Source organism: Pseudomonas sp. Z1-12 (genome assembly GCF_051132015.1).
GTDB lineage: Bacteria > Pseudomonadota > Gammaproteobacteria > Pseudomonadales > Pseudomonadaceae > Aquipseudomonas > Aquipseudomonas zanjanensis.
In genome coordinates, this window is sequence record NZ_CP071647.1 from 4,954,267 (window position 1) to 4,975,735 (window position 21,469).

Annotated in this window: 16 protein-coding genes; 3 read left to right on the forward strand and 13 right to left on the reverse strand. The window is 59.6% G+C overall.

Translation table 11 applies throughout. From position 1 onward, the window contains the following. Positions 1-192: 192 nt before the first annotated feature. The 10 genes from brnQ to sdhC form a co-directional block, all read right to left on the reverse strand. Complete coding sequence (brnQ, locus tag J3P85_RS21410; protein ID WP_053123957.1) at positions 193-1,506, reverse strand: branched-chain amino acid transport system II carrier protein; 1,314 nt, start codon at positions 1,504-1,506, stop codon at positions 193-195. Between the two features lie 756 nt (positions 1,507-2,262). Continuing rightward, a complete protein-coding gene (sucD, locus tag J3P85_RS21415) occupies positions 2,263-3,147 on the reverse strand; it encodes a succinate--CoA ligase subunit alpha (protein ID WP_014339581.1) in 885 nt (294 codons plus the stop codon). Continuing rightward, the gene (sucC, locus tag J3P85_RS21420) at positions 3,147-4,313 is read right to left on the reverse strand and encodes an ADP-forming succinate--CoA ligase subunit beta (protein ID WP_003179235.1); all 1,167 of its coding nucleotides are present in this window, start codon (positions 4,311-4,313) and stop codon (positions 3,147-3,149) included. The genes sucD and sucC overlap by 1 nt, the downstream gene beginning before the upstream one ends. A gap of 196 nt (positions 4,314-4,509) precedes the next feature. Continuing rightward, positions 4,510-5,946, reverse strand: a complete 1,437-nt coding sequence (gene lpdA / locus J3P85_RS21425; protein ID WP_186708138.1) for a dihydrolipoyl dehydrogenase — start codon at positions 5,944-5,946, stop codon at positions 4,510-4,512. Positions 5,947-6,057: 111 nt separating this feature from the next. Next, positions 6,058-7,281: a 2-oxoglutarate dehydrogenase complex dihydrolipoyllysine-residue succinyltransferase gene (gene odhB, locus J3P85_RS21430; RefSeq protein WP_186708140.1), complete on the reverse strand. Its 1,224-nt coding sequence runs from the start codon at positions 7,279-7,281 to the stop codon at positions 6,058-6,060. A gap of 44 nt (positions 7,282-7,325) precedes the next feature. Further along, positions 7,326-10,157: a 2-oxoglutarate dehydrogenase E1 component gene (locus J3P85_RS21435; RefSeq protein WP_434703403.1), complete on the reverse strand. Its 2,832-nt coding sequence runs from the start codon at positions 10,155-10,157 to the stop codon at positions 7,326-7,328. A 262-nt stretch (positions 10,158-10,419) separates the two neighbouring features. Beyond that, positions 10,420-11,124, reverse strand: coding sequence for a succinate dehydrogenase iron-sulfur subunit (locus J3P85_RS21440; RefSeq protein ID WP_207964740.1), 705 nt, complete (start codon positions 11,122-11,124; stop codon positions 10,420-10,422). A gap of 11 nt (positions 11,125-11,135) precedes the next feature. Beyond that, complete coding sequence (sdhA, locus tag J3P85_RS21445) at positions 11,136-12,908, reverse strand: succinate dehydrogenase flavoprotein subunit (protein ID WP_053123969.1); 1,773 nt, start codon at positions 12,906-12,908, stop codon at positions 11,136-11,138. 3 nt (positions 12,909-12,911) lie between these two features. Next, on the reverse strand, positions 12,912-13,280 hold the full coding sequence (gene sdhD, locus J3P85_RS21450) for a succinate dehydrogenase, hydrophobic membrane anchor protein (protein ID WP_030138327.1): 369 nt from the start codon (positions 13,278-13,280) through the stop codon (positions 12,912-12,914). Next, positions 13,274-13,648, reverse strand: coding sequence for a succinate dehydrogenase, cytochrome b556 subunit (gene sdhC / locus J3P85_RS21455; protein WP_003179220.1), 375 nt, complete (start codon positions 13,646-13,648; stop codon positions 13,274-13,276). The genes sdhD and sdhC overlap by 7 nt, the downstream gene beginning before the upstream one ends. Positions 13,649-14,013: 365 nt before the next feature. On the opposite strand from sdhC, the gene gltA reads away from it, so the two are divergent. Beyond that, the gene (gene gltA / locus J3P85_RS21460) at positions 14,014-15,303 is read left to right on the forward strand and encodes a citrate synthase (protein WP_003204440.1); all 1,290 of its coding nucleotides are present in this window, start codon (positions 14,014-14,016) and stop codon (positions 15,301-15,303) included. A 304-nt stretch (positions 15,304-15,607) separates the two neighbouring features. Here gltA and J3P85_RS21465 read toward each other — a convergent pair whose 3' ends face one another. From J3P85_RS21465 to J3P85_RS21475, 3 genes are all read right to left on the reverse strand, one after another. Further along, positions 15,608-17,266, reverse strand: coding sequence for a cation acetate symporter (locus J3P85_RS21465; protein WP_434703405.1), 1,659 nt, complete (start codon positions 17,264-17,266; stop codon positions 15,608-15,610). After that, positions 17,263-17,574: a DUF485 domain-containing protein gene (locus tag J3P85_RS21470; RefSeq protein WP_250964752.1), complete on the reverse strand. Its 312-nt coding sequence runs from the start codon at positions 17,572-17,574 to the stop codon at positions 17,263-17,265. The genes J3P85_RS21465 and J3P85_RS21470 overlap by 4 nt, the downstream gene beginning before the upstream one ends. Before the next feature lie 316 nt (positions 17,575-17,890). Further along, positions 17,891-18,745, reverse strand: a complete 855-nt coding sequence (locus tag J3P85_RS21475; protein ID WP_186708148.1) for a glycine betaine ABC transporter substrate-binding protein — start codon at positions 18,743-18,745, stop codon at positions 17,891-17,893. A 423-nt stretch (positions 18,746-19,168) separates the two neighbouring features. Here J3P85_RS21475 and J3P85_RS21480 point away from each other — a divergent pair, with 423 nt between their 5' ends. Together J3P85_RS21480 and J3P85_RS21485 are read left to right on the forward strand one after the other, a co-directional pair. Then, the gene (locus tag J3P85_RS21480; RefSeq protein WP_411385326.1) at positions 19,169-20,467 is read left to right on the forward strand and encodes a serine/threonine protein kinase; all 1,299 of its coding nucleotides are present in this window, start codon (positions 19,169-19,171) and stop codon (positions 20,465-20,467) included. Further along, positions 20,460-21,248: an MlaA family lipoprotein gene (locus J3P85_RS21485; RefSeq protein WP_186708152.1), complete on the forward strand. Its 789-nt coding sequence runs from the start codon at positions 20,460-20,462 to the stop codon at positions 21,246-21,248. Before J3P85_RS21480 ends, J3P85_RS21485 begins: the two co-directional genes overlap by 8 nt. The last annotated feature ends 221 nt before the right edge of the window (positions 21,249-21,469 follow it).

Sequence of the window (21,469 nt, forward strand, 5' to 3'; positions counted from 1 at the left end):
TATCTGCCCTCCGATAGCTGACTGATCCGACGCTATCGCGAGCAAGCTCGCTCCCACAGGGTTCTGTGCAGGTTTTTCAAGACACTGCTTCGACGTTAGTCCACGAAAAAAGACACCACACTCAAAAAAAATGCCCCGTATCGATTGATACGGGGCATTTCGGTTCTTGCCGGTGGATCTGCCTGTTGCCGCTTACGCCAACGCTTCGCTGCGTTTGCCCAGCAGGCGATCACACACCACTGCGACCGCCAGGGTCATCACCGAAGGCACCAGCCAGGCCAGGCCTTGCTCGCTCAGCGGCAAGTGAGCCAGTTGCGTCGGCATCCAGTCCGCCAGCCCCGCGCCCTTGAGCGCATCGATCAGGCCAAACAGGAACGACACCAGCATCACCGGGCCGACGATGCGCCCCTGCTCGTGCCAGAAATCCTTGCAGAAGCTCAGGGCCACCAGGGCGATGCACGGTGGGTAGATCGCAGTGAGGACCGGAATCGAGAACGCGATCAGCTTGGTCAGGCCCAGGTTGGACACCAACAGCGAAAAGGCCGCCAGGATCACCACCAAGGTCTTGTAGGACAGCGGCAAGACGCGGCTGAAGTACTCGGCGCAGGCGCAGGTCAAGCCGACCGCAGTCACCAGGCATGCAAGGGAGATCAGCACCGCCAGGAAACCGCTGCCCAGGCTGCCGAAGGTGTGTTGCACATAGGCGTGCAGCACGGCGGCGCCATTGGTTGCGCCCGCGGCCACTTCATGGCTGCCCGAACCCAGGCGGAACAGGCTGACGTAGACCAGCGCCAGGCCCACCCCGGCAATCAACCCGGCGATGATCGCGTAGCGGGTGATCAGGGCCGGCGACTCGACGCCCCGGGAGCGGATCGCATTGACGATGACAATGCCGAACACCAGGGCCCCCAGGGTATCCATGGTCAGGTAGCCATTGATGAAACCTTGGGAAAACGGCGCCGCCACGTATTCGGGCGTGGCCACGCCGATATCGCCTGCCGGCAAGGCAAACGCAGCGATGCCGAGCACGGCCAGGGCGATGATCTTCAGGGGAGCAAGGAAACGTCCGACGGTGTCCAGCAGGCGGCCCGGGTAGAGCGAGATGAAAAACACCAGCAGGAAATACACCGCGCTGTAGAGGAACAGCGCCAGCGGGCTTTCGCCGGTCAGAGGCGCCAAGCCGACTTCGAACGAAACGGTGGCGGTACGCGGCGTGGCGAACAGCGGGCCGACAGCCAGGTAGCACACCGCCGCCAGCAACCCACCGGCGATTTTGCCGATGGGGCTGCTCAGGGCATCCATCGCGCCGCCGACCTTGGCCAATGCAACGACCGTAATGACCGGCAGCCCGACCGCGGTGATCAAGAAGCCCAGCGCCGCCATCCAGACATGGGGCCCGGACTGCAAACCGACGATAGGCGGGAAGATGATGTTGCCAGCCCCGACGAACAGGGCAAATGTCATGAAACCAAGCGCCAGGATGTCCTGGCCTTTCAACACTTTCATTAAGGAAACCACACTACTGAATCGGAATTTAGAGAGGGATTTCCCCGAGGGTAGAGGGAAATGCTGCCGATCCGTATGGGACCGACCCGTTTAGCGCGGCGCTTCCTTTTGGGCAGCGATCGCAAAAATGGCTGCTAGCCTAACGAATTTGGCGATAAAACGCACTGTAAAGGGGCAAACTATCCGATGCACGACGCTCCCGTGTCGCGTTTTTGCATCTAAATGGTTGACGACTGTAATTCCGTCATCGCGAGCAAGCTCGCTCCCACAATGAAATGCGCTCATGCCTTTGTGGAGAGGGAGCTTGCTCCCACAATGAAATGCGCTCATGCCTTTGTGGAGAGGGAGCTTGCTCCCACAATGCAATGCGTTCATGCCTTTGTGGAGAGGGAGCTTGCTCCCACAATGCAATGCGCTCATGCCTTTGTGGAGAGGGAGCTTGCTCCCACAATGCAATGCGCTCATGCCTTTGTGGAGAGGGAGCTTGCTCCCACAATGCAATGCACTCATGCCTTTGTGGCGAGGGAGCTTGCTCCCGCTGGGCTGCGCAGCAGCCCCAATACAGGCAAACCGGACCTATTCAGGTAAAACGGCGCAGCCTGGTTTACGACTGCTTCGCAGCCGAGCGGGAGCAAGCTCCCTCGCCACAAGGACCTCCCTACATTTCCCAAGTAAAACGGCTGTACAGTCGGCCAGAAACGACAAAGGCCACCCGAAGGTGGCCTTTGTTGCTGGAACGAAAAAGTCAGCCGAAGCTTACTTCTTCATTTCCCAGCCAGTCAGCTCGGCCAGGGCCTTGCCGATGTCTGCCAGCGAACGCACGGTTTTTACGCCTGCGTCTTGCAGTGCAGCGAACTTCTCGTCTGCAGTGCCTTTGCCGCCAGAGATGATTGCGCCAGCATGGCCCATGCGCTTGCCCGGAGGAGCAGTCACACCAGCAATGTAGGAAACAACCGGCTTGGTCACGTTGGCCTTGATGTAGGCAGCCGCTTCTTCTTCAGCCGAACCGCCGATCTCACCGATCATGACGATCGCTTCGGTCTTCGGGTCTTCCTGGAACAGCTTCAGGATGTCGATGAAGTTCGAGCCTGGGATCGGGTCACCGCCAATGCCGACGCAAGTCGACTGACCGAAACCGGCGTCAGTGGTCTGCTTCACGGCTTCGTAGGTCAGGGTGCCGGAACGGGACACGATACCGACCTTGCCTGGCAAGTGAATGTGACCTGGCATGATGCCGATCTTGCATTCGCCTGGAGTGATCACGCCTGGGCAGTTAGGGCCGATCAGGGTGATACCCAGCTCGTCGCACTTGACCTTGGCTTCCAGCATGTCGATGGTCGGGATGCCTTCGGTGATGCAGACGATCAGCTTGATGCCGCCGAACGCTGCTTCAAGGATGGAGTCCTTGCAGAAAGGTGCTGGAACGTAGATCACGCTGGCGGTGGCGCCAGTGGCGGCTACAGCGTCTTTCACGGTGTTGAACACGGGCAGGCCCAGGTGCTCGGTGCCGCCTTTGCCCGGAGTTACGCCACCAACCATCTTGGTGCCGTATTCCAGGGCTTGCTGGGTGTGGAAACTACCTTGCGAACCGGTAATGCCCTGGCAGATAACCTTGGTGTCTTTGTTGATCAGGACGCTCATTATTTGCCCTCCGCAGCTTTAACGACTTGTTGAGCAGCGTCGGTCAGGCTGGTAGCAGCGATGATGTTCAAACCGCTTTCTGCCAGTACTTTAGCGCCCAGCTCAGCGTTGTTGCCTTCAAGGCGAACAACAACCGGGATTTTCACGCCGACTTCTTTCACGGCGCCGATGATGCCTTCGGCAATCATGTCGCAGCGAACGATGCCGCCGAAGATGTTGACCAGTACTGCAGCGACGTTGGTGTCGGACAGGATGATCTTGAACGCTTCGGTAACACGTTCCTTGGTAGCACCGCCGCCCACGTCGAGGAAGTTGGCTGGCTTGCCGCCATGCAGGTTGACGATGTCCATGGTACCCATGGCCAGGCCGGCACCGTTGACCATGCAGCCGATGTTGCCTTCCAGGGCTACGTAGTTCAGTTCGAACTTGGCAGCGTGCGCTTCGCGCGGATCGTCTTGCGACGGATCGTGGAAAGTCTTCAGCTTAGGCTGACGGTACATGGCGTTGGCGTCGATGTTGATCTTGGCATCGAGGCAGTGCAGGTCGCCGTCGGCCTTGATCACCAGCGGGTTCACTTCCAGCAGGGCCAGGTCGTGGTCCTGGAACAGCTTGGCCAGGCCTACGAAGATCTTGGCGAACTGAGTGACCTGCTTGCCTTCCAGACCCAGCTGGAATGCCAGCTCGCGACCCTGGAATGGCTGTGCGCCAACCAGTGGATCGATGGTGGCCTTGAGGATTTTCTCAGGGGTATCGTGAGCGATTTTCTCGATGTCCACGCCACCTTCGGTGGAAGCCATGAACACGATGCGGCGGCTCGAACGGTCAACGACAGCGCCCAGGTACAGCTCTTTAGCGATATCAGTGCACGATTCAACCAGGATCTTGGTGACTGGCTGGCCGTTGGCGTCAGTCTGGTAAGTCACCAGACGCTTGCCCAGCCACTGCTGTGCGAAGGCTTTGGCGTCTTCTTTGCTGCGAACCAGCTTGACGCCGCCCGCTTTACCGCGACCACCGGCGTGAACCTGGGCTTTGACAACCCATTCGCTGCCGCCGATTTTGTCGCAAGCTTCTGCTGCCGCTTCCGGGGTGTCTACCGCGTAGCCGGTGGATACTGGCAGGCCGTACTCAGCGAACAGCTGCTTACCCTGATACTCGTGAAGATTCATGCTTATTACCGTCTTCGTTAGGTACTGCGCATTCGGTGCTGCACCGTTGTGGTGCCGCACCACCTGTGACTGCTGCTTGCGTAGCGTTCCGGTGAACCGGTGTCGCTACGCAAGGCTGCGTCCAGCGGATATTCCGCGGTGAGTCTTGCTCGCAAGGCTCACGACGGGCCATACCGCCGTGGTTTCTTATTGTCTATTAACGCTTCTTGCGGTTGGCCACATGGATGGCGCCGCCATTTACGGCCAGGGCCGCTTCGTGCAAGGCTTCGGACAGGGTCGGATGGGAGAAGACCATCATGCCCAGATCCTCAGCGCTGGTGCCGAATTCCATACCGATCGCGCCTTGCTGTACCAGCTCGGCAGCGCTTGGGCCAATGACGTGAACGCCCAATACGCGATCCGTCTTGGCGTCGGCGATGACTTTCACGAAACCACCGGTATCGTTGGCTGCCATGGCACGGCCACTGGCGGCGAACGGGAAGGTGCCGACGTTAACTTCAACGCCTTCGGCTTTCAAGGCCTGCTCGGTCTTGCCAACCCATGCGATTTCCGGGTGGGTGTAGATAACCGATGGGATCAGGTCGTAGTTCATCTGGGCTTTGTGGCCCTTGATGCGCTCGACAACCATGATGCCTTCTTCGGATGCCTTGTGGGCCAGCATCATGCCGCGAACCACGTCACCGATGGCGAACACGCCCGGTACGGCGGTAGCGCAATGGTCATCGACCGCGATGAAGCCGCGCTCGTCGATTTCCACGCCGCTGTCGGCAGCCAGCAGGTCGGTGGTCACCGGACGACGGCCGACCGCAACGATCAGCTTGTCGAAGGTGATGGTCTGTTCGCCCTTGGCGTCGGTGTAGGTCACCACGACTTCTTCGCCGTTGACCTTCGAACCGGTCACGCGAGCGCCCAGCTTGATGTCCAGGCCCTGTTTGGTCAGGGTTTTCAGCGCTTCCTTGGATACCGCGGTGTCAGCGGCCATCAGGAAGGTGTCGAGGGCTTCGAGCACGGTCACTTCAGCGCCCAGGCGCGACCATACCGAACCCAGCTCGAGGCCGATCACGCCAGCGCCGATCACGCCCAGGCGTTTTGGCACAGTCTGGAATTCCAGGGCGCCGGTGGAGTCGACGATTACATTCTGGTCGACCGGAGCCGGTGGAATGTCGATTGGACGCGAGCCGGGTGCCAGGATGACGTTTTCGGCTTCGATCACTTCAACCGAGCCGTCTGGCTTGGTCACTTCGACTTTCTTGCCCAGCAGCAGCTTGCCGTGGCCTTCGATGGAGGTCACGCCGTTGGCCTTGAACAGGGTGGCGACACCGCTGGTCAGGTTCTTGACGATGCCAGCCTTGCGGCCAACCATCGCGGCGACGTCCATCTTCACTTCACCGGTGGAGATACCGTGAACGTTGAAGCTTTCTTTCGCTTCCTTGTATTTCCAGGAGCTGTCCAGCAGCGCCTTGGACGGAATGCAACCGACGTTCAGGCAAGTACCGCCCAAGGCCTGTTTGCCTTCCTTGTCGGTGTATTTCTCGATGCAGGCAGTGGAGAGGCCCAGTTGCGCAGCCTTGATGGCCGCTACGTAGCCGCCAGGGCCCGCACCAATCACTACCACGTCGAATTTCTGAGTCATGAGTCATTCCTTTTCGAATCAAACCGGACGATCACTTGGGGTGACCGTCGAGGGACGAAACCGGTTGTTTCAGCAAGAGGCCGGTCGACAGACCGGCCCTCGCGGCGAAAATCAGATATCCAGCAGCAGACGAGCCGGATCTTCAAGCAGGTTCTTGATGGTGACCAGGAACGTCACGGCTTCTTTGCCGTCGATCAGGCGGTGATCGTAGGACAGAGCCAGGTACATCATCGGACGAATCACGACCTGACCATTGATCGCCATCGGACGCTGCAGGATGTTGTGCATGCCCAGGATAGCCGCTTGCGGCGGGTTGACGATCGGGGTCGACATCATCGAACCGAATGTACCACCGTTGGTGATGGTGAACGTACCGCCGGTCATCTCTTCGATGGACAGCTTGCCGTCACGGGCCTTCTTGCCGAAGGTGGCGATGCCGCCTTCGATTTCGGCCAGGCTCATCAGTTCGGCGTTGCGCAGTACCGGAACCACCAGGCCACGGTCGCTGGAGACCGCGACACCAATGTCGGCGTAGCCGTGGTAGACGATGTCGGAACCGTCGATCGACGCGTTGACGGCCGGGAAGCGTTTCAGCGCTTCGGTGGCAGCCTTGACGAAGAACGACATGAAGCCCAGGCGCACGCCATTGTGGGACTTCTCGAACAGGTCCTTGTACTTCGAACGCAGCGCCATGACTTCGGTCATGTCGACTTCGTTGAAGGTGGTCAGCATCGCCATGTTCGACTGTGCTTCTACCAGACGCTTGGCCACGGTGGCGCGAACGCGGGTCATCGGAACGCGTTTTTCAACGCGATCACCGGCAGCGAACACCGGAGCGGCAGCGGCAGGTGCGGCTGGCTTGGCCGGTGCGGCGGCTGGCGCGGCTTTCTTGGCGGCAACAGCGGCCACCACGTCTTCCTTGGTCACACGACCGCCCTTGCCGGTGCCGGCAACGGAGGCGATGTTGATGCCGTTCTCTTCAGCCAGCTTGCGAGCAGCCGGAGCGGCGACTGGATCGTCTTCGCCCGAAGCAGCAGGCGCAGCGGCCTGAGCGGCAGCCGGTGCAGCAGCGGCGGCTGGAGCGGCGGCAGCAGCGCCACCCTCTTCGATCGAGCCCAGGACCTGGTTCGACAGAACGGTAGCGCCCTCTTCGGCAACGATTGCGCCCAGCACGCCGTCAGCTTCGGCCAATACTTCCAGCACGACCTTGTCGGTCTCGATGTCGACGATCAGGTCGTCACGCTTGACGGCCTCGCCTGGTTTCTTGTGCCAGGTGGCAACGGTGCCATCGGCAACCGATTCCGGGAATGACGGGGCTTTGATTTCGATAGCCATTATCTGTGGGTCCTTAAAATTCGGTTTCAGTCAGCGCGAAGGCGTTAAACAGTGAAGGCATCTTGCAGCAGTTTTTCCTGCTGCTCGGCGTGCATCGACGCATAACCACACGCAGGTGCAGCGGAAGCATCACGGCCGGCATATTCCAGGCCCAGGGCCTTGTTATGGTTGCCGATGCTGCGACGCAGGTGATGCTGGCTGCTGTACCACGCGCCTTGGTTCATCGGTTCTTCCTGACACCACACCACATGGGTGAGGTTGGTGTAAGGCGCGATGGCCTCCATCAGGTCTTCTTCCGGGAACGGGTAAAGCTGCTCGATACGCACGATGGCGATGTCTTCGCGGCCTTCGGCACGACGTTTTTCCAGCAGGTCGTAGTAGACCTTGCCGCTGCACAGGACCAGGCGAGTCACTTTCGCCGCGTCCAGGGTGTCGATTTCCGAAATGACCGTCTGGAACGAGCCTTCGGCCAGGTCCTCGAGGGTGGAAATCGCCAGCTTGTGACGCAGCAGGGACTTGGGTGTCAGCACGATCAGCGGCTTGCGCAGCGGACGGATGACCTGGCGACGCAGCAGGTGGTAGATCTGCGCTGGTGTCGTCGGTACGCAAACCTGGACGTTGTGCTCGGCGCACAGCTGCAGGTAGCGTTCCAGACGTGCCGACGAGTGCTCCGGCCCCTGCCCTTCATAACCGTGTGGCAACAGCATGGTCAGACCGCAGAGACGGCCCCACTTGTGCTCGCCGCTGGTGATGAACTGGTCGACAACCACCTGGGCACCGTTGGCGAAGTCGCCGAACTGCGCTTCCCAGATCACCAGGGCATTTGGCTCGGTGGTGGAATAGCCATATTCGAACGCCAGGACGGCTTCTTCGGACAGCAGCGAATCGTACAGGTCGAAACGTGGCTGGCCCTTGTACAGGTGTTGCAACGGGATGTGGGTGCTGGCGTCTTTCTGGTTGTGCAGCGCCGCGTGGCGGTGCGAGAAAGTGCCACGGCCTACGTCCTGGCCGGTGATGCGAATCGGGTGACCTTCGAACGCCAGGGTCGCGTACGCCATGGTTTCGGCGTAACCCCAGTTGATCGGCAGGCCACCGGCTTGCATCTTCTGCCGGTCTTCGTAAATCTTCGCAACCTGGCGCTGGACCACGAAGCCTTCCGGAATTTCCAGCAGCTTGGCGGACAGTTCCTGCAAGGTCTTGAGATCGAAACGCGTGTCGTGACGCGCGGTCCAGGCATGGCCCAGATACGGACGCCAGTCCACGAACAGTTCCTTGTTCGGTTCCTTGACCAGGCTTTTTACAACGTGCAGGCCGTTGTCCAGGGCGTTGCGATATTCATCGACCTTTTCCTGGACGCCGCCGGCATCCAGCACGCCGCTCTGGGTCAGGCGCTCGGCATACAGCTCACGGGTGGTGCGCTGCTTGGCGATCTGCTGGTACATCAGCGGCTGGGTGCCGCTTGGCTCGTCGGCCTCGTTGTGGCCGCGACGACGGTAGCAGACCAGGTCGATCACCACGTCGCGCTTGTATTGCATGCGGTAGTCGATGGCCAACTGGGTCACGAACAACACGGCTTCCGGGTCATCGCCATTCACATGGAGAATCGGCGCCTGGATCATTTTCGCGACGTCGGTTGCGTACTCGGTGGAACGCGAGTCCAGCGGGTTGCTGATGGTGAAACCGACCTGGTTGTTGATCACGATGTGCACGGTGCCGCCGGTCTTGAAACCGCGGGTCTGCGACATCTGGAAGGTTTCCATGACCACGCCCTGACCGGCGAATGCCGCGTCACCGTGGATGGAGATCGGCAACACCTTCTCGCCGGTCGGATCGTTGCGACGATCCTGGCGGGCACGGACCGAACCCTCGACCACCGGGGAAACGATTTCCAGGTGGGACGGGTTGAAGGCCATGGCCAGGTGGACTTCACCACCGGTGGTCATCACGTTGGACGAGAAGCCCTGGTGGTATTTCACGTCACCGGAGCCCAGCTCGACCTTCTTCTTGCCTTCGAACTCGTCGAACAGCTCGCGCGGGTTCTTGCCGAAGGTGTTGACCAGAACGTTCAGGCGACCACGGTGGGCCATGCCGATGACGACTTCCTTGGTGCCGTAGGAACCGGAACGCTGGATCAGCTCGTCGAGCATCGGAATCAGGCTTTCGCCGCCTTCCAGGCCGAAACGCTTGGTGCCCGGGTATTTGGTACCCAGGTATTTTTCCAGGCCTTCACCGGCGGTGACGCGCTCGAGCAAGTGGCTCTTGATGTCGGCGGAGTACGTCGGACGGCCGCGAACGCTTTCCAGACGCTGCTGGAACCACTGGCGCTGCTCGGAATCGGTGATGTGCGTAAATTCAGCGCCGATGGTGCGGCAATATGTCTGCTGCAACGCTTCGTGAATTTCGCGTAGGCTCGCTTCCTCTTTGCCGATGAACAGGTCGCCGGCACGGAAGGTCGTATCAAGGTCGGCATTGGTCAAGCCGTAGTGAGTGATTGACAGGTCTGCAGGTGCAGGACGCTGCCACAGCCCCAGCGGGTCAAGCTGGGCTGCCTGGTGGCCACGCATCCGGTAGGCCTGGATCAGTCGCAGCACTTCAACTTGCTTCTTCTCGTGCTCGGAGCTCACGCTGCCGGCAGACACCGGTTGAGCGCGGCGCTGGTTCTTTGCCAGCAGCACGAAATGATCGCGAATCGTCGAGTGCGAAACATCGGTGGCAGAGTTACCGTCAGCGGGCAACTTCTGAAAGTAGGTGCGCCATTCTTCTGGCACAGCGTTAGGGTCGTGCAGGTAGAGCTCGTAGAGCTCTTCCACATAGGCAGCGTTACCACCGGAGAGGTGGGCACTGTTCCACATGCGCTGCATCACGCTTTCTTGCATGCTTGGTCACCCTCGATTAGGGGAACACCACCGGCGAAAACACCGAGCAAACTTGCAGAAGTCCGAGTGCAGCGACTAAAACAAGCCACTTAGGATCACGCTGATAGTCCGGGTACCAGCCCGGATGCCCCTGCTTGTCTCATTTCTTCAAAATAAGAACCGCCGCTTTGTAAGCGGCTGTTCTGGTTATAGCCATGACGCGGGTTGAAGCCCGCGCCCTGGCCTTTACGGGTACAGCGGTTCTACGGGTACAGCAGCTGAATCACACGCCGTTTTGCAGCAGCATGTTACGTACGTGACCGATGGCCTTAGTCGGGTTCAGGCCTTTCGGACAGACGTTGACGCAGTTCATGATCCCGCGGCAGCGGAATACGCTGAACGGGTCATCCAGTGCAGCCAGACGCTCGGACGTCTTGGTGTCACGGCTGTCTGCCAGGAAGCGGTACGCTTGCAGCAGGGCGGCCGGGCCCAGGAACTTGTCCGGGTTCCACCAGAACGATGGGCACGAGGTCGAGCAGCAAGCGCACAGGATGCACTCGTACAGACCGTCGAGCTTCTCACGCTCTTCCGGAGACTGCAGACGCTCGATGGCCGGAGCCGGCGTGTCGTTCTGCAGGAATGGCTTCACCTTCTCGTATTGCTTGTAGAAGATGCTCATATCGACGACCAGGTCACGGATAACCGGCAAACCTGGCAACGGACGCACCACCAGCTTGTTGCCCTTGACCACGGCCGACAACGGCGTGATGCAGGCCAGGCCGTTCTTGCCGTTGATGTTCATGCCGTCGGAGCCGCAAACGCCCTCGCGGCAAGAGCGACGATAGGAGAAACCCTCGTCCTGCTCTTTGATCAGGGCCAGCACGTCCAGCACCATCAGGTCTTTACCACCGGTGTCGACCTGGAAGTCCTGCATGAACGGCGCAGCGTCCTGATCAGGGTTGTAGCGATAAACACTGACTTGCAACATAGCGGTCACCCTTAATAAGTCCGGACTTTTGGTTCGAAAGTCGGAACAGTCTTCGGCGAGAAGTTCACGGCACGCTTGGCGACGCGTTTTTCACCCGGGAAGTACAAGGTGTGGCACAGCCAGTTTTCGTCGTCACGGTCTTCGAAGTCTTCGCGGGCGTGGGCGCCACGGGACTCTTTACGCACTTCTGCGGCGATGGCGGTGGCTTCGGCCACTTCCAGCAGGTTCTGCAATTCCAGCGCTTCGATACGGGCAGTGTTGAACGCCTGCGACTTATCGTTGATCTTCACGTTGGCGATTCGTTCACGCAATTGCGCCAGCTGGGCGATACCCTTCTGCATGTATTCGCCGGTACGGAACACACCGAAGTAGTTCTGCATGCAGTTTTGCAGCTCGCGACGCAGGGTTGCCACGTCTTCGCCTTCGGTACGCTCGTTCAGAGCGGACAGACGCGCCAGGGCGGCTTCGATGTTGGCGTCGGTGGCATCGTCATACTCGATACCGTCGGACAGCGCTTTCTCCAGGTGCAGGCCGGCAGCACGACCGAAGACCACCAGGTCGAGCAGCGAGTTGCCGCCCAGGCGGTTGGCACCGTGGACCGATACGCAAGCCACTTCACCCACTGCGAACAGGCCAGGGATGATTTCGTCCACGCCTTCGCCGTTCTGGGTGATCGCCTGGCCGTGGATGTTGGTGGCAACGCCGCCCATCATATAGTGGCAGGTTGGAACCACTGGAACCGGCGCGACGACCGGATCGACGTGCGCGAAGGTCTTGGACAGTTCGCAGATCCCTGGCAGGCGGCTGTGCAGCACTTCCTCGCCCAGGTGATCGAGCTTGAGCATCACGTGGTCGCCGTTCGGGCCACAGCCGTTGCCGGCGATGATCTCTTTAACCATCGAACGAGCCACGACGTCACGACCGGCAAGGTCCTTGGCGTTCGGCGCATAACGTTCCATGAAACGCTCGCCGTGCTTGTTGATCAGGTAACCACCTTCACCACGGCAACCTTCAGTCACCAGTACACCAGCGCCGGCGATACCGGTCGGGTGGAACTGCCACATTTCGATGTCTTGTACCGGCACGCCAGCACGCAGGGCCATGCCGACGCCGTCACCGGTGTTGATCAGGGCATTGGTGGTGGATGCGTAGATACGGCCTGCACCGCCGGTCGCCAGTACGGTGGCCTTGGCGCGGATGTAGGTGGTTTCGCCGGTTTCGATGCAGATCGCGATCACACCGACGAAGGCGCCGTCCTGGTTCTTCACCAGGTCAACCGCGTAGTACTCGTTCAGGAACGTGGTACCGGCCTTCAGGTTGCCCTGGTACAGGGTGTGCAGCAGTGCGTGACCGGTACGGTCGGACGCCGCGCAAGTACGCGCAGCCTGGCCGCCCTTGCCGTAGTCCTTGGACTGCCCGCCGAACGGACGCTGGTAGATGCGACCTTGCTCGGTACGGGAGAACGGCATGCCCATGTGGTCCAGCTCGAACACCGCGGCCGGGCCTTCCTGACACATGTATTCGATAGCGTCCTGGTCACCGATGTAGTCGGAACCCTTGACGGTATCGTACATGTGCCAGCGCCAGTCATCGTTCGGGTCGGCCGAAGCGATGGCGCAGGTGATGCCACCCTGGGCGGAAACGGTGTGCGAGCGCGTCGGGAAAACCTTGGTGATCACGGCAGTCTTGTGACCGCCCTGTGCCAGTTGCAGCGCCGCGCGCATGCCGGCACCGCCACCACCAATGATGATGGCGTCGAAAGAAATCGTTGGAATGTTAGCCATGAATCAGATACCCCAGAGAATCTGCACACCCCAGACGAAGTAAGCGAACATCGCAACGCCGCATACCGCCTGGAAGAGGAAACGTACGGCAGTCGCCGACTTGCCGAACGCCATTTGCGTCAGGTAGTCGGTCGCGATGGTCCACATGCCGACCCAGGCGTGGGCGCCCAGTGCGACAAGTGCCAGCAGACTGAAGATACGCATCCAGTTGTTTGCGAACAGTTCATGCCATTGGGCATAGCCAATGCCAGGGTTTGCCACGACATATCCGATCAGGAAAATGAAGTAAGCCGCGAGAACGACCGCAGACACACGCTGGGCCATCCAGTCGTAGAGGCCCGAACGCGAAAGGTTCGTGACGTTGGTTACCATATCCAGACTCCTGCCAGAACGATCAGCACCGCAGACACGGCGATAATGATTTTCGAGCCCAGCTTGCCGCCTTCCAGCGTCTCACCGATGCCCATGTCCATGATCAAGTGGCGCACACCGGCAACCAAGTGATACAGCAAGGCGGACAGGATGCCCCAAATCACTAGCTTGGCTAGCGGACTGGTCAGACACGCTTTCACCTGACCGAAGCCTTCTTCCGAATCGAGCGACTTGTCCAATGCATAAAGCATGATGGCCAGGCTGACGAAGAGGATGACACCGGAAATACGGTGAAGAATGGACGTGTAAGCAGTGACTGGGAGTTTGATGGTCCTTAGGTCTAGGTTTACAGGTCGTTGGCTTTTCACGGCTTTTTTTTCACACTGAAGAGCCCCTAACAATCAGGGCAAAGTTGTTGGGGCGCGCACTGGTCAGGTACTCACCACCCAGGGAGTGACGACCCCCAAGAAAGCAGGCCCAAAAGCCCCTGGCGGTCGGTGGCCGAGTATAGACAGTTAGGCTACTAATGACAACGCGTTCACCTTCCCCTAATAGCGCATTGCACATATGGCGCAAAAGGCGTAAACGGCAGGCAATTTCGCGGAAAAAGTCCGGTTAAAGCCTTCTGGAGCAAGACTTTAGGCAAATTGACATTCGGATTTATCTCACTATAGTGGTGCGGGCCCTGCGTGGGGGGTCTGTCTGATGATTCCAAGCATTAATAGGAGGCCACATGGCTGACAAAAAAGCGCAGTTGATCATCGAGGGCGCAGCCCCCGTCGAGCTGCCCATTTTAACCGGCACCGTTGGTCCCGATGTAATCGACGTACGGGGCCTGACGGCCACGGGCCGTTTCACCTTTGACCCAGGTTTCATGTCGACCGCCTCGTGCGAGTCGAAAATCACCTATATCGACGGCGACAACGGCATCCTGCTGCACCGCGGCTACCCGATCGAGCAACTGGCTGAAAAATCGGACTACCTGGAAACCTGCTACCTGCTGCTCAACGGCGAGCTGCCAACCGCAGAGCAAAAGGCCCAGTTCGTCAGCACGGTGAAGAACCACACCATGGTTCACGAGCAGTTGAAGACCTTCTTCAACGGTTTCCGTCGCGATGCCCACCCGATGGCCGTCATGTGCGGCGTTGTCGGCGCCCTTTCGGCCTTCTACCACGACTCCCTGGACATCAATAACCCCCAGCATCGCGAGATCTCCGCGATTCGCCTGGTGGCGAAGATGCCGACCCTGGCAGCCATGGTCTACAAGTACTCCATGGGCCAGCCCATGATGTACCCGCGCAATGACCTGACCTATGCAGAGAACTTCCTGCATATGATGTTCAACACCCCGTGCGAGATCAAACCGATCAGCCCGGTGCTCGCCAAGGCCATGGACCGGATCTTCATCCTCCATGCCGACCACGAGCAGAACGCCTCCACGTCCACCGTGCGCCTGGCCGGTTCGTCGGGTGCCAACCCGTTCGCCTGTATCGCCGCCGGTATCGCTGCACTCTGGGGCCCGGCCCACGGCGGTGCCAACGAAGCGGTACTGACCATGCTCGATGAAATCGGCGATGTCTCGAACATCGACAAGTTCATCGCCAAGGCCAAGGACAAGAACGATCCGTTCAAGCTGATGGGCTTCGGTCACCGGGTCTACAAGAACCGCGACCCACGCGCCACCGTGATGAAGCAGACCTGCGACGAAGTGCTCAAGGAACTGGGGATCAAGAACGATCCGCAACTCGAACTGGCCATGCGCCTGGAAGAGATCGCCCTGACCGACCCGTACTTCATCGAGCGCTCGCTGTACCCGAACGTCGACTTCTACTCGGGGATCATCCTCAAGGCGATCGGCATTCCAACCAGCATGTTCACCGTGATCTTCGCCCTGGCGCGGACCGTGGGCTGGATCTCCCACTGGAAGGAAATGCTCTCCAGCCCGTACAAGATCGGCCGCCCGCGCCAGTTGTACACCGGCTACGAGTCGCGCGACATTACCCAGCTGGAAGATCGCAAGTAAGACCTGCCTTGCGCTAGGTCCCAAGCGGCACCGGAACAGCCCCTGCTTCTTATATAAGAGCAGGGGCTGTTTTGTTTAGGCCTCTTTTACCTGATCCAGAAGCCGCATTGACAGACCCGACGCCATCGCGAGCAAGCTCGCTCCCACAGTTGGCCTGTTGTGAACCCCAAACTTGTGCTCACTGGAGATCCCCTGTGGGAGCGAGCTTGCTCGCGATGGCGGCAGGCCTGCCACCCATGAACCCGACACAAAAAAATACCCCTGCCTCTCGACCGGGGTATTTCTTCAAGCACTTATCGCTGCATTAGTGGCTAACCGCCCCACTCGCCCCCAGACCCGTCTGCGAACGCACGAACTGCGGGAAGAACAGCGCCCGCTCGTTGACGCCTTCAGCCGACTTGTCGGTGATGGAGAAGAACCAGATGCCGACGAACGCAATGGCCATCGAGAACAGCGCTGGGTATTCGTACGGGAAGATCGCCTTCTCGTGACCCATGATCTGCACCCAGATGGTCGGGCCGAGGATCATCAGGCCCACGGCACTGACCAGGCCCAGCCAGCCGCCGATCATCGCGCCACGGGTGGTCAGCTTCTTCCAGTACATCGAAAGCAGCAGTACCGGGAAGTTGCAGCTCGCCGCGATGGAGAACGCCAGGCCCACCATGAACGCGATGTTCTGCTTCTCGAACAGGATGCCCAGGCCGATCGCCAGCACCGCCAGACAGATAGTGGTGATTTTCGAAACCCGAATCTCATCCTTCTCGTTGGCCTTGCCTTTCTTGATCACGCTGGCATACAGGTCATGGGACACCGCCGAGGCACCGGCCAGGGTCAGGCCCGCTACTACCGCCAGGATGGTCGCGAACGCCACCGCCGAGATGAAGCCCAGGAAGATGCTGCCGCCGACTGCGTTGGACAGGTGCACCGCCGCCATGTTGTTGCCGCCCAGCAAGGCACCTGCCGCGTCCTTGAAGGCCGGGTTGGTGCTGACCAGCAGGATCGCGCCGAAGCCGATGATGAAGGTCAGGATGTAGAAGTAGCCGATGAAGCCAGTGGCATACAGCACGCTCTTGCGCGCTTCCTTGGCGTCGCTCACGGTGAAGAAGCGCATCAGGATGTGTGGCAGGCCAGCGGTGCCGAACATCAGCGCCAGGCCGAGGGAGAAGGCCGAGATCGGATCCTTCACCAAGCCGCCGGGGCTCATGATCGCCTCGCCTTTAGGGTGAACCTTGACCGCTTCGGCAAACAACATGTTGAAGTCAAAGTTGACGTGCTTCATGACCATCAGGGCCATGAACGAAGCACCCGACAGCAACAGCACCGCCTTGATGATCTGCACCCAGGTGGTGGCCAGCATGCCGCCGAACAACACGTAGAGGCACATCAGGATGCCGACCAGGATCACCGCGACGTGGTAGTCCAGGCCGAACAGCAGCTGGATCAGCTTGCCGGCACCGACCATTTGCGCGATCAGGTAGAACGCCACCACCACCAGCGAGCCGCAGGCGGACAGACTGCGGATCTGGGTTTGCCCGAGGCGATAGGACGCCACGTCGGCAAAGGTGTATTTACCCAGGTTGCGCAGGCGTTCGGCGATCAGGAACAGAATGATCGGCCAGCCCACCAGGAAGCCGATGGAGTAGATCAGGCCATCGTAGCCGGAGGTGAACACCAGCGCGGAAATGCCCAGGAAGGACGCCGCCGACATGTAGTCGCCCGCGATTGCCAGGCCGTTCTGGAAGCCGGTGATCTTGCCACCGGCCGCATAGTAGTCGGCCGCCGAATTGTTTTTCTTGGACGCCCAGTAGGTGATGTATAGCGTCGCGCCGACGAAGGCCACGAACATCAGGATAGCGGCGACGTTGAGGGGTTGTTTCTGCACGGCACCGGTCAGGGCATCAGCCGCCCAGGCGCCCGGTGCGAACGCTGCGACGCTCAATAGAGCCAGTAGACGCCGGATCATTGCTGAGCCTCCTTGAGAATCGCATTGTTCAGGTCGTCGAACTCGCCGTTGGCGCGCCGTACGTAGATACCGGTCAGGACGAAGGCCGAGAGAATCAGGCCGACCCCGATGGGGATACCCCAGGTGATGGTGGAATCGGGGGTCATTTTGGCCCCGAGAATGTGCGGCCCGTAGGCGATCAGAAGAATGAAGCCGGAATACAGCCCAAGCATGATCGCCGAGAGAATCCAGGCGAACTTTTCTCGTTTCTTCACCAGCTCCTTGAAGCGCGGGCTGTTTTGAATCGAGAGGTAAATGCTGTCGTTCATTGTTTTTATCCTCGCAGCACAGATTTATTTGGAACAGCTCTACTCTATGCGGCTCCAGGCCAGGTTCCAGACGACCTTAGTATTAGAACGACATGACGGCTCTGCCGGTTTTCCGCACATTTCCCAGTAGTCCTCCTGTGGGAGCGAGCTTGCTCGCGATGGCGGCACTGGATTCAACATGGAGGCTGGCAGACACACCGTTATCGCGAGCAAGCTCGCTCCCACAAAAGGATTGCGGGTAATTCAGGAATCGCAGGCACAAAAAAACCGCATGACACAACGTCATGCGGTTTTCGAAACAGTCAAACCAGGTCGATTACTTGCCGGTCCACTCCTTCACGCGGTCCGGGTGCTTGGCGACCCAATCCTTGGCAGCAGCGTCCGGCTTGGCGCCTTCCTGGATCGCCAGCATGACCTCGCCGATCTCGTCCTTCGAAGCCCACTGGAACTTCTTCAGGAATTCCGCCACTTCTGGCGCCTTGGTCCCCAGTTCCTTGCTGCCGATGCTGTTTACAGTCTCAGCCGCGCCGTAGACGCCTTTCGGGTCTTCCAGGAAACGCAGTTTCCACTTGGCGAACATCCAGTGCGGCACCCAACCGGTGACGGCGATGGATTCGTTTTTCTTCTCGGCACGGGTCAGCTCGGCGATCATGCCGGCGCCGGAACTGGCCTTGAGTTGATAACCGGTCAGGTCGTAATCCTTGATCGCCTGCTCGGTCTTGATCATCACGCCTGAACCGGCGTCGATGCCGACGATGCGCTTCTTGAACGAGTCGTCGGTCTTGAGATCCTCGAGTGACTTGGCCTTGACGTACTCCGGCACGATCAGGCCGATCTTGGCGTCCTTGAAGTTGGGGCCGTAATCGACCACGTTGTCCTTGTTCTTGGTCCAATAGTCGCCGTGAGTCACCGGCAGCCAGGCCGAGAGCATCGCGTCGAGTTTGCCGGTGGCCACGCCTTGCCACATGATCCCGGTCGCGACCGCTTGCAGCTTCACGTCATAACCGAGTTTCTGCTTGATCACTTCGGCGGCCACGTGGGTGGTCGCGACGCTGTCGGACCAGCCGTCAACGTAACCGATGCTCAGGGTTTTGGTTTCGGCGCTGGCCAAGGTGGAACTGATGGCCAGTACCAGTGCGGCACCTGCGCCCAAGAGTCGTCGCATCTTCATCGTTACTTCCCCGAAAGTGCTGCGCCCGACGGATGCCGGGCGGCGTCAACGTATAGTTATGATGCTCAGCGCCCCCATCACGCTCGCCCTCAAACCGGTCTGAACGCCAGTGGAGTACTGACAGGATCGATCATCAACTTGTGCCGCTCCGGAACCTGCTCTGCCTGCGACGTCGAAGCAACGAGAAACGACATCAGAACGCCAGCTAATGATTTCGCGCAATTGGCGCCCCCTCACAGTGAGGTTCGCAGGCGAAATACGGTAAATACCAGATAACTAGCCGCTACTGCGCATGACCGTGTATCGTCCCGCTACTATCGCGCCCCGTCCGTGCCTGTTTTGTGCCCGTCATGGCACTTGGCTCCGCTTCGGTGGTCATAGGCTGCGAACCTCATTCGGCACCTTCCTCTAAGGGATCTAGTCATGCTCCGTTCCTTGCGCTTCGCTGCCCTCCTCGGCGGCCTTATCCTGAGTGCGTCCGCGCTGGCGGCAGATATTGACGCCGCCAGCTATGGCTACCCCTTGACCAACCCGTTCGAGGCGACCATCGCCACCACGCCGCCGGACCTGCGTCCGGAACTGCCATTGATCGAAGACATCAATCAGGCGGACCACAGCCTGACCCTGCGCCCGGAACGCGAGTTCATCCTGCCGGACAACTTCTGGCCGGTAAAAAGCCTCACCTACCGCATGGCCACCCAGGACAAGCCCGCGCCGCTGATTTTTCTGATTGCCGGCACCGGTGCACGCTACGACAGCACCCTCAACGAGTACCTCAAGCGCCTCTACTACAAGGCCGGCTACCACGTGGTGCAGTTGTCCTCGCCCACCAGCTTCGACTTCATGAGTGCCGCTTCGCGCTTCGCCACGCCGGGCATCACCAAGGAAGACGCCGAAGACATGTACCGGGTGATGCAGGCGGTACGCGCCCAGAACCCGAAAGTCCCCGTCACCGAGTACTACCTCACCGGCTACAGCCTCGGTGCCCTGGACGCGGCCTTCGTCGCCCACCTGGACGAAACCCGGCGCAGCTTCAATTTCAAGAAGGTGCTGTTGCTGAACCCGCCGGTGAACCTCTACACCTCGATCACCAACCTGGACAAATTGGTCCAGACCGAGGTCAAGGGCATCAACAGCACCACGACTTTTTATGAACTGGTGTTGAACAAGCTGACCCGCTACTTCCAGCAAAAAGGCTACATCGACCTCAACGATGCGTTGCTGTATGACTTCCAGCAGTCCAAGCAACACCTGAGCAACGAGCAAATGGCGATGTTGATCGGCACCTCGTTCCGCTTCTCGGCGGCCGACATCGCCTTCACCTCGGACCTGATCAACCGCCGGGGCCTGATCATCCCGCCGAAATTCCCGATCACCGAAAGCACCAGCCTCACGCCATTTCTCAAGCGCGCGCTGCAATGCGATTTCGACTGCTACCTCACCGAGCAGGTGATCCCGATGTGGCGTGCGCGCACCGACGGCGGCAGCCTGTTGCAACTGGTCGACCAGGTGAGCCTGTACGCACTGAAGGATTATTTGCAGGCCAGCACGAAGATTTCGGTCATGCACAACGCCGACGACGTCATTCTCGGCCCGGGCGACCTGGGCTTCCTGCGCAAGACCTTTGGCGATCGCCTGACGGTTTATCCACTGGGCGGCCACTGCGGCAACCTTAATTACCGCGTCAACAGCGACGCCATGCTGGAGTTTTTCCGTGGCTAAATATCTGCTGCTTATCGCTGCGTTAATCAGTGCGGGCATGGTCCAGGCCGACAACAGCAAGGCCGATGCACCTGTGGTGGTGGATTCGGACGGTTTCAAGGAACCGCTGACCAAGCTCAAGTTCAACCCGGGGCTGGACCAACGCGAGTTCGAGCGTTCGACCCTTAACGCATTGAACGTCTATGACCCGCTGGAATCCTGGAACCGCCGGGTCTATCACTTCAACTACCGCTTCGACCAATGGGTCTTCCTGCCCGTGGTCGACGGCTATCGCTACATCACCCCCGGCTTCGTGCGCACCGGGGTCAGTAACTTCTTCAATAACCTGGGAGACGTGCCGAACCTGATGAACAGCCTGCTGCAATTCAAGGGCAAGCGTTCGATGGAAACGACGGCGCGCCTGTTGCTCAACACCACCGTTGGCATCGCCGGCCTGTGGGACCCGGCCACCGCCATGGGCCTGCCGCGCCAGAGCGAAGATTTCGGCCAGACCCTGGGCTTCTACGGCGTGCCGGGCGGCGCGTATTTCGTGTTGCCGATCTTCGGCCCCTCGAACCTGCGCGACACCTCGGGCCTGTTGGTGGACTACACCGCCGAATCGGCAATCAACTTCCTGAACGTCTCGGAAGTCAGCTCCAACCACCCGGAGCTCTTGCTCCTGCGCGGTGTGGACAAGCGCTACCAGACCAGTTTCCGCTACGGCCAACTGAACACGCCGTTCGAATATGAAAAGGTGCGCTACGTGTACACCGAGTCGCGCAAGTTGCAGATTGCCGAGTAACCCTTTAAGCCAACACGCCCGATCTGGCGTGTTGGCTGCTGTACCCTTGCGCGCCCCCCCTCTCCCGCCGACCTAATTTCTTCTAGTCGCTCTTCGTTTAACAAAGACAATACGCGCGCAATTGCACCATCAGGGTGATCCAAGGGCAGTCGATTTTCGATTGTGAATTTTTTATTAACATTTTGTGACACGTCGTGTAGGATTGGATCCACATGTAAAGG

Coding starts and splice junctions, on each gene's coding strand:
- lpdA (WP_186708138.1), bottom strand. CDS start 5,946: ATGACTCAGAAATTCGACGTGGTAGTGATTGGTGCGGGCCCTGGCGGC.
- J3P85_RS21435 (WP_434703403.1), bottom strand. CDS start 10,157: ATGCAAGAAAGCGTGATGCAGCGCATGTGGAACAGTGCCCACCTCTCC.
- gltA (WP_003204440.1), top strand. CDS start 14,014: ATGGCTGACAAAAAAGCGCAGTTGATCATCGAGGGCGCAGCCCCCGTC.
- J3P85_RS21475 (WP_186708148.1), bottom strand. CDS start 18,745: ATGAAGATGCGACGACTCTTGGGCGCAGGTGCCGCACTGGTACTGGCC.
- sucD (WP_014339581.1), bottom strand. CDS start 3,147: ATGAGCGTCCTGATCAACAAAGACACCAAGGTTATCTGCCAGGGCATT.
- sucC (WP_003179235.1), bottom strand. CDS start 4,313: ATGAATCTTCACGAGTATCAGGGTAAGCAGCTGTTCGCTGAGTACGGC.
- J3P85_RS21440 (WP_207964740.1), bottom strand. CDS start 11,124: ATGTTGCAAGTCAGTGTTTATCGCTACAACCCTGATCAGGACGCTGCG.
- brnQ (WP_053123957.1), bottom strand. CDS start 1,506: ATGAAAGTGTTGAAAGGCCAGGACATCCTGGCGCTTGGTTTCATGACA.
- J3P85_RS21480 (WP_411385326.1), top strand. CDS start 19,169: ATGCTCCGTTCCTTGCGCTTCGCTGCCCTCCTCGGCGGCCTTATCCTG.
- J3P85_RS21465 (WP_434703405.1), bottom strand. CDS start 17,266: ATGATCCGGCGTCTACTGGCTCTATTGAGCGTCGCAGCGTTCGCACCG.
- odhB (WP_186708140.1), bottom strand. CDS start 7,281: ATGGCTATCGAAATCAAAGCCCCGTCATTCCCGGAATCGGTTGCCGAT.
- sdhA (WP_053123969.1), bottom strand. CDS start 12,908: ATGGCTAACATTCCAACGATTTCTTTCGACGCCATCATCATTGGTGGT.
- sdhD (WP_030138327.1), bottom strand. CDS start 13,280: ATGGTAACCAACGTCACGAACCTTTCGCGTTCGGGCCTCTACGACTGG.
- J3P85_RS21470 (WP_250964752.1), bottom strand. CDS start 17,574: ATGAACGACAGCATTTACCTCTCGATTCAAAACAGCCCGCGCTTCAAG.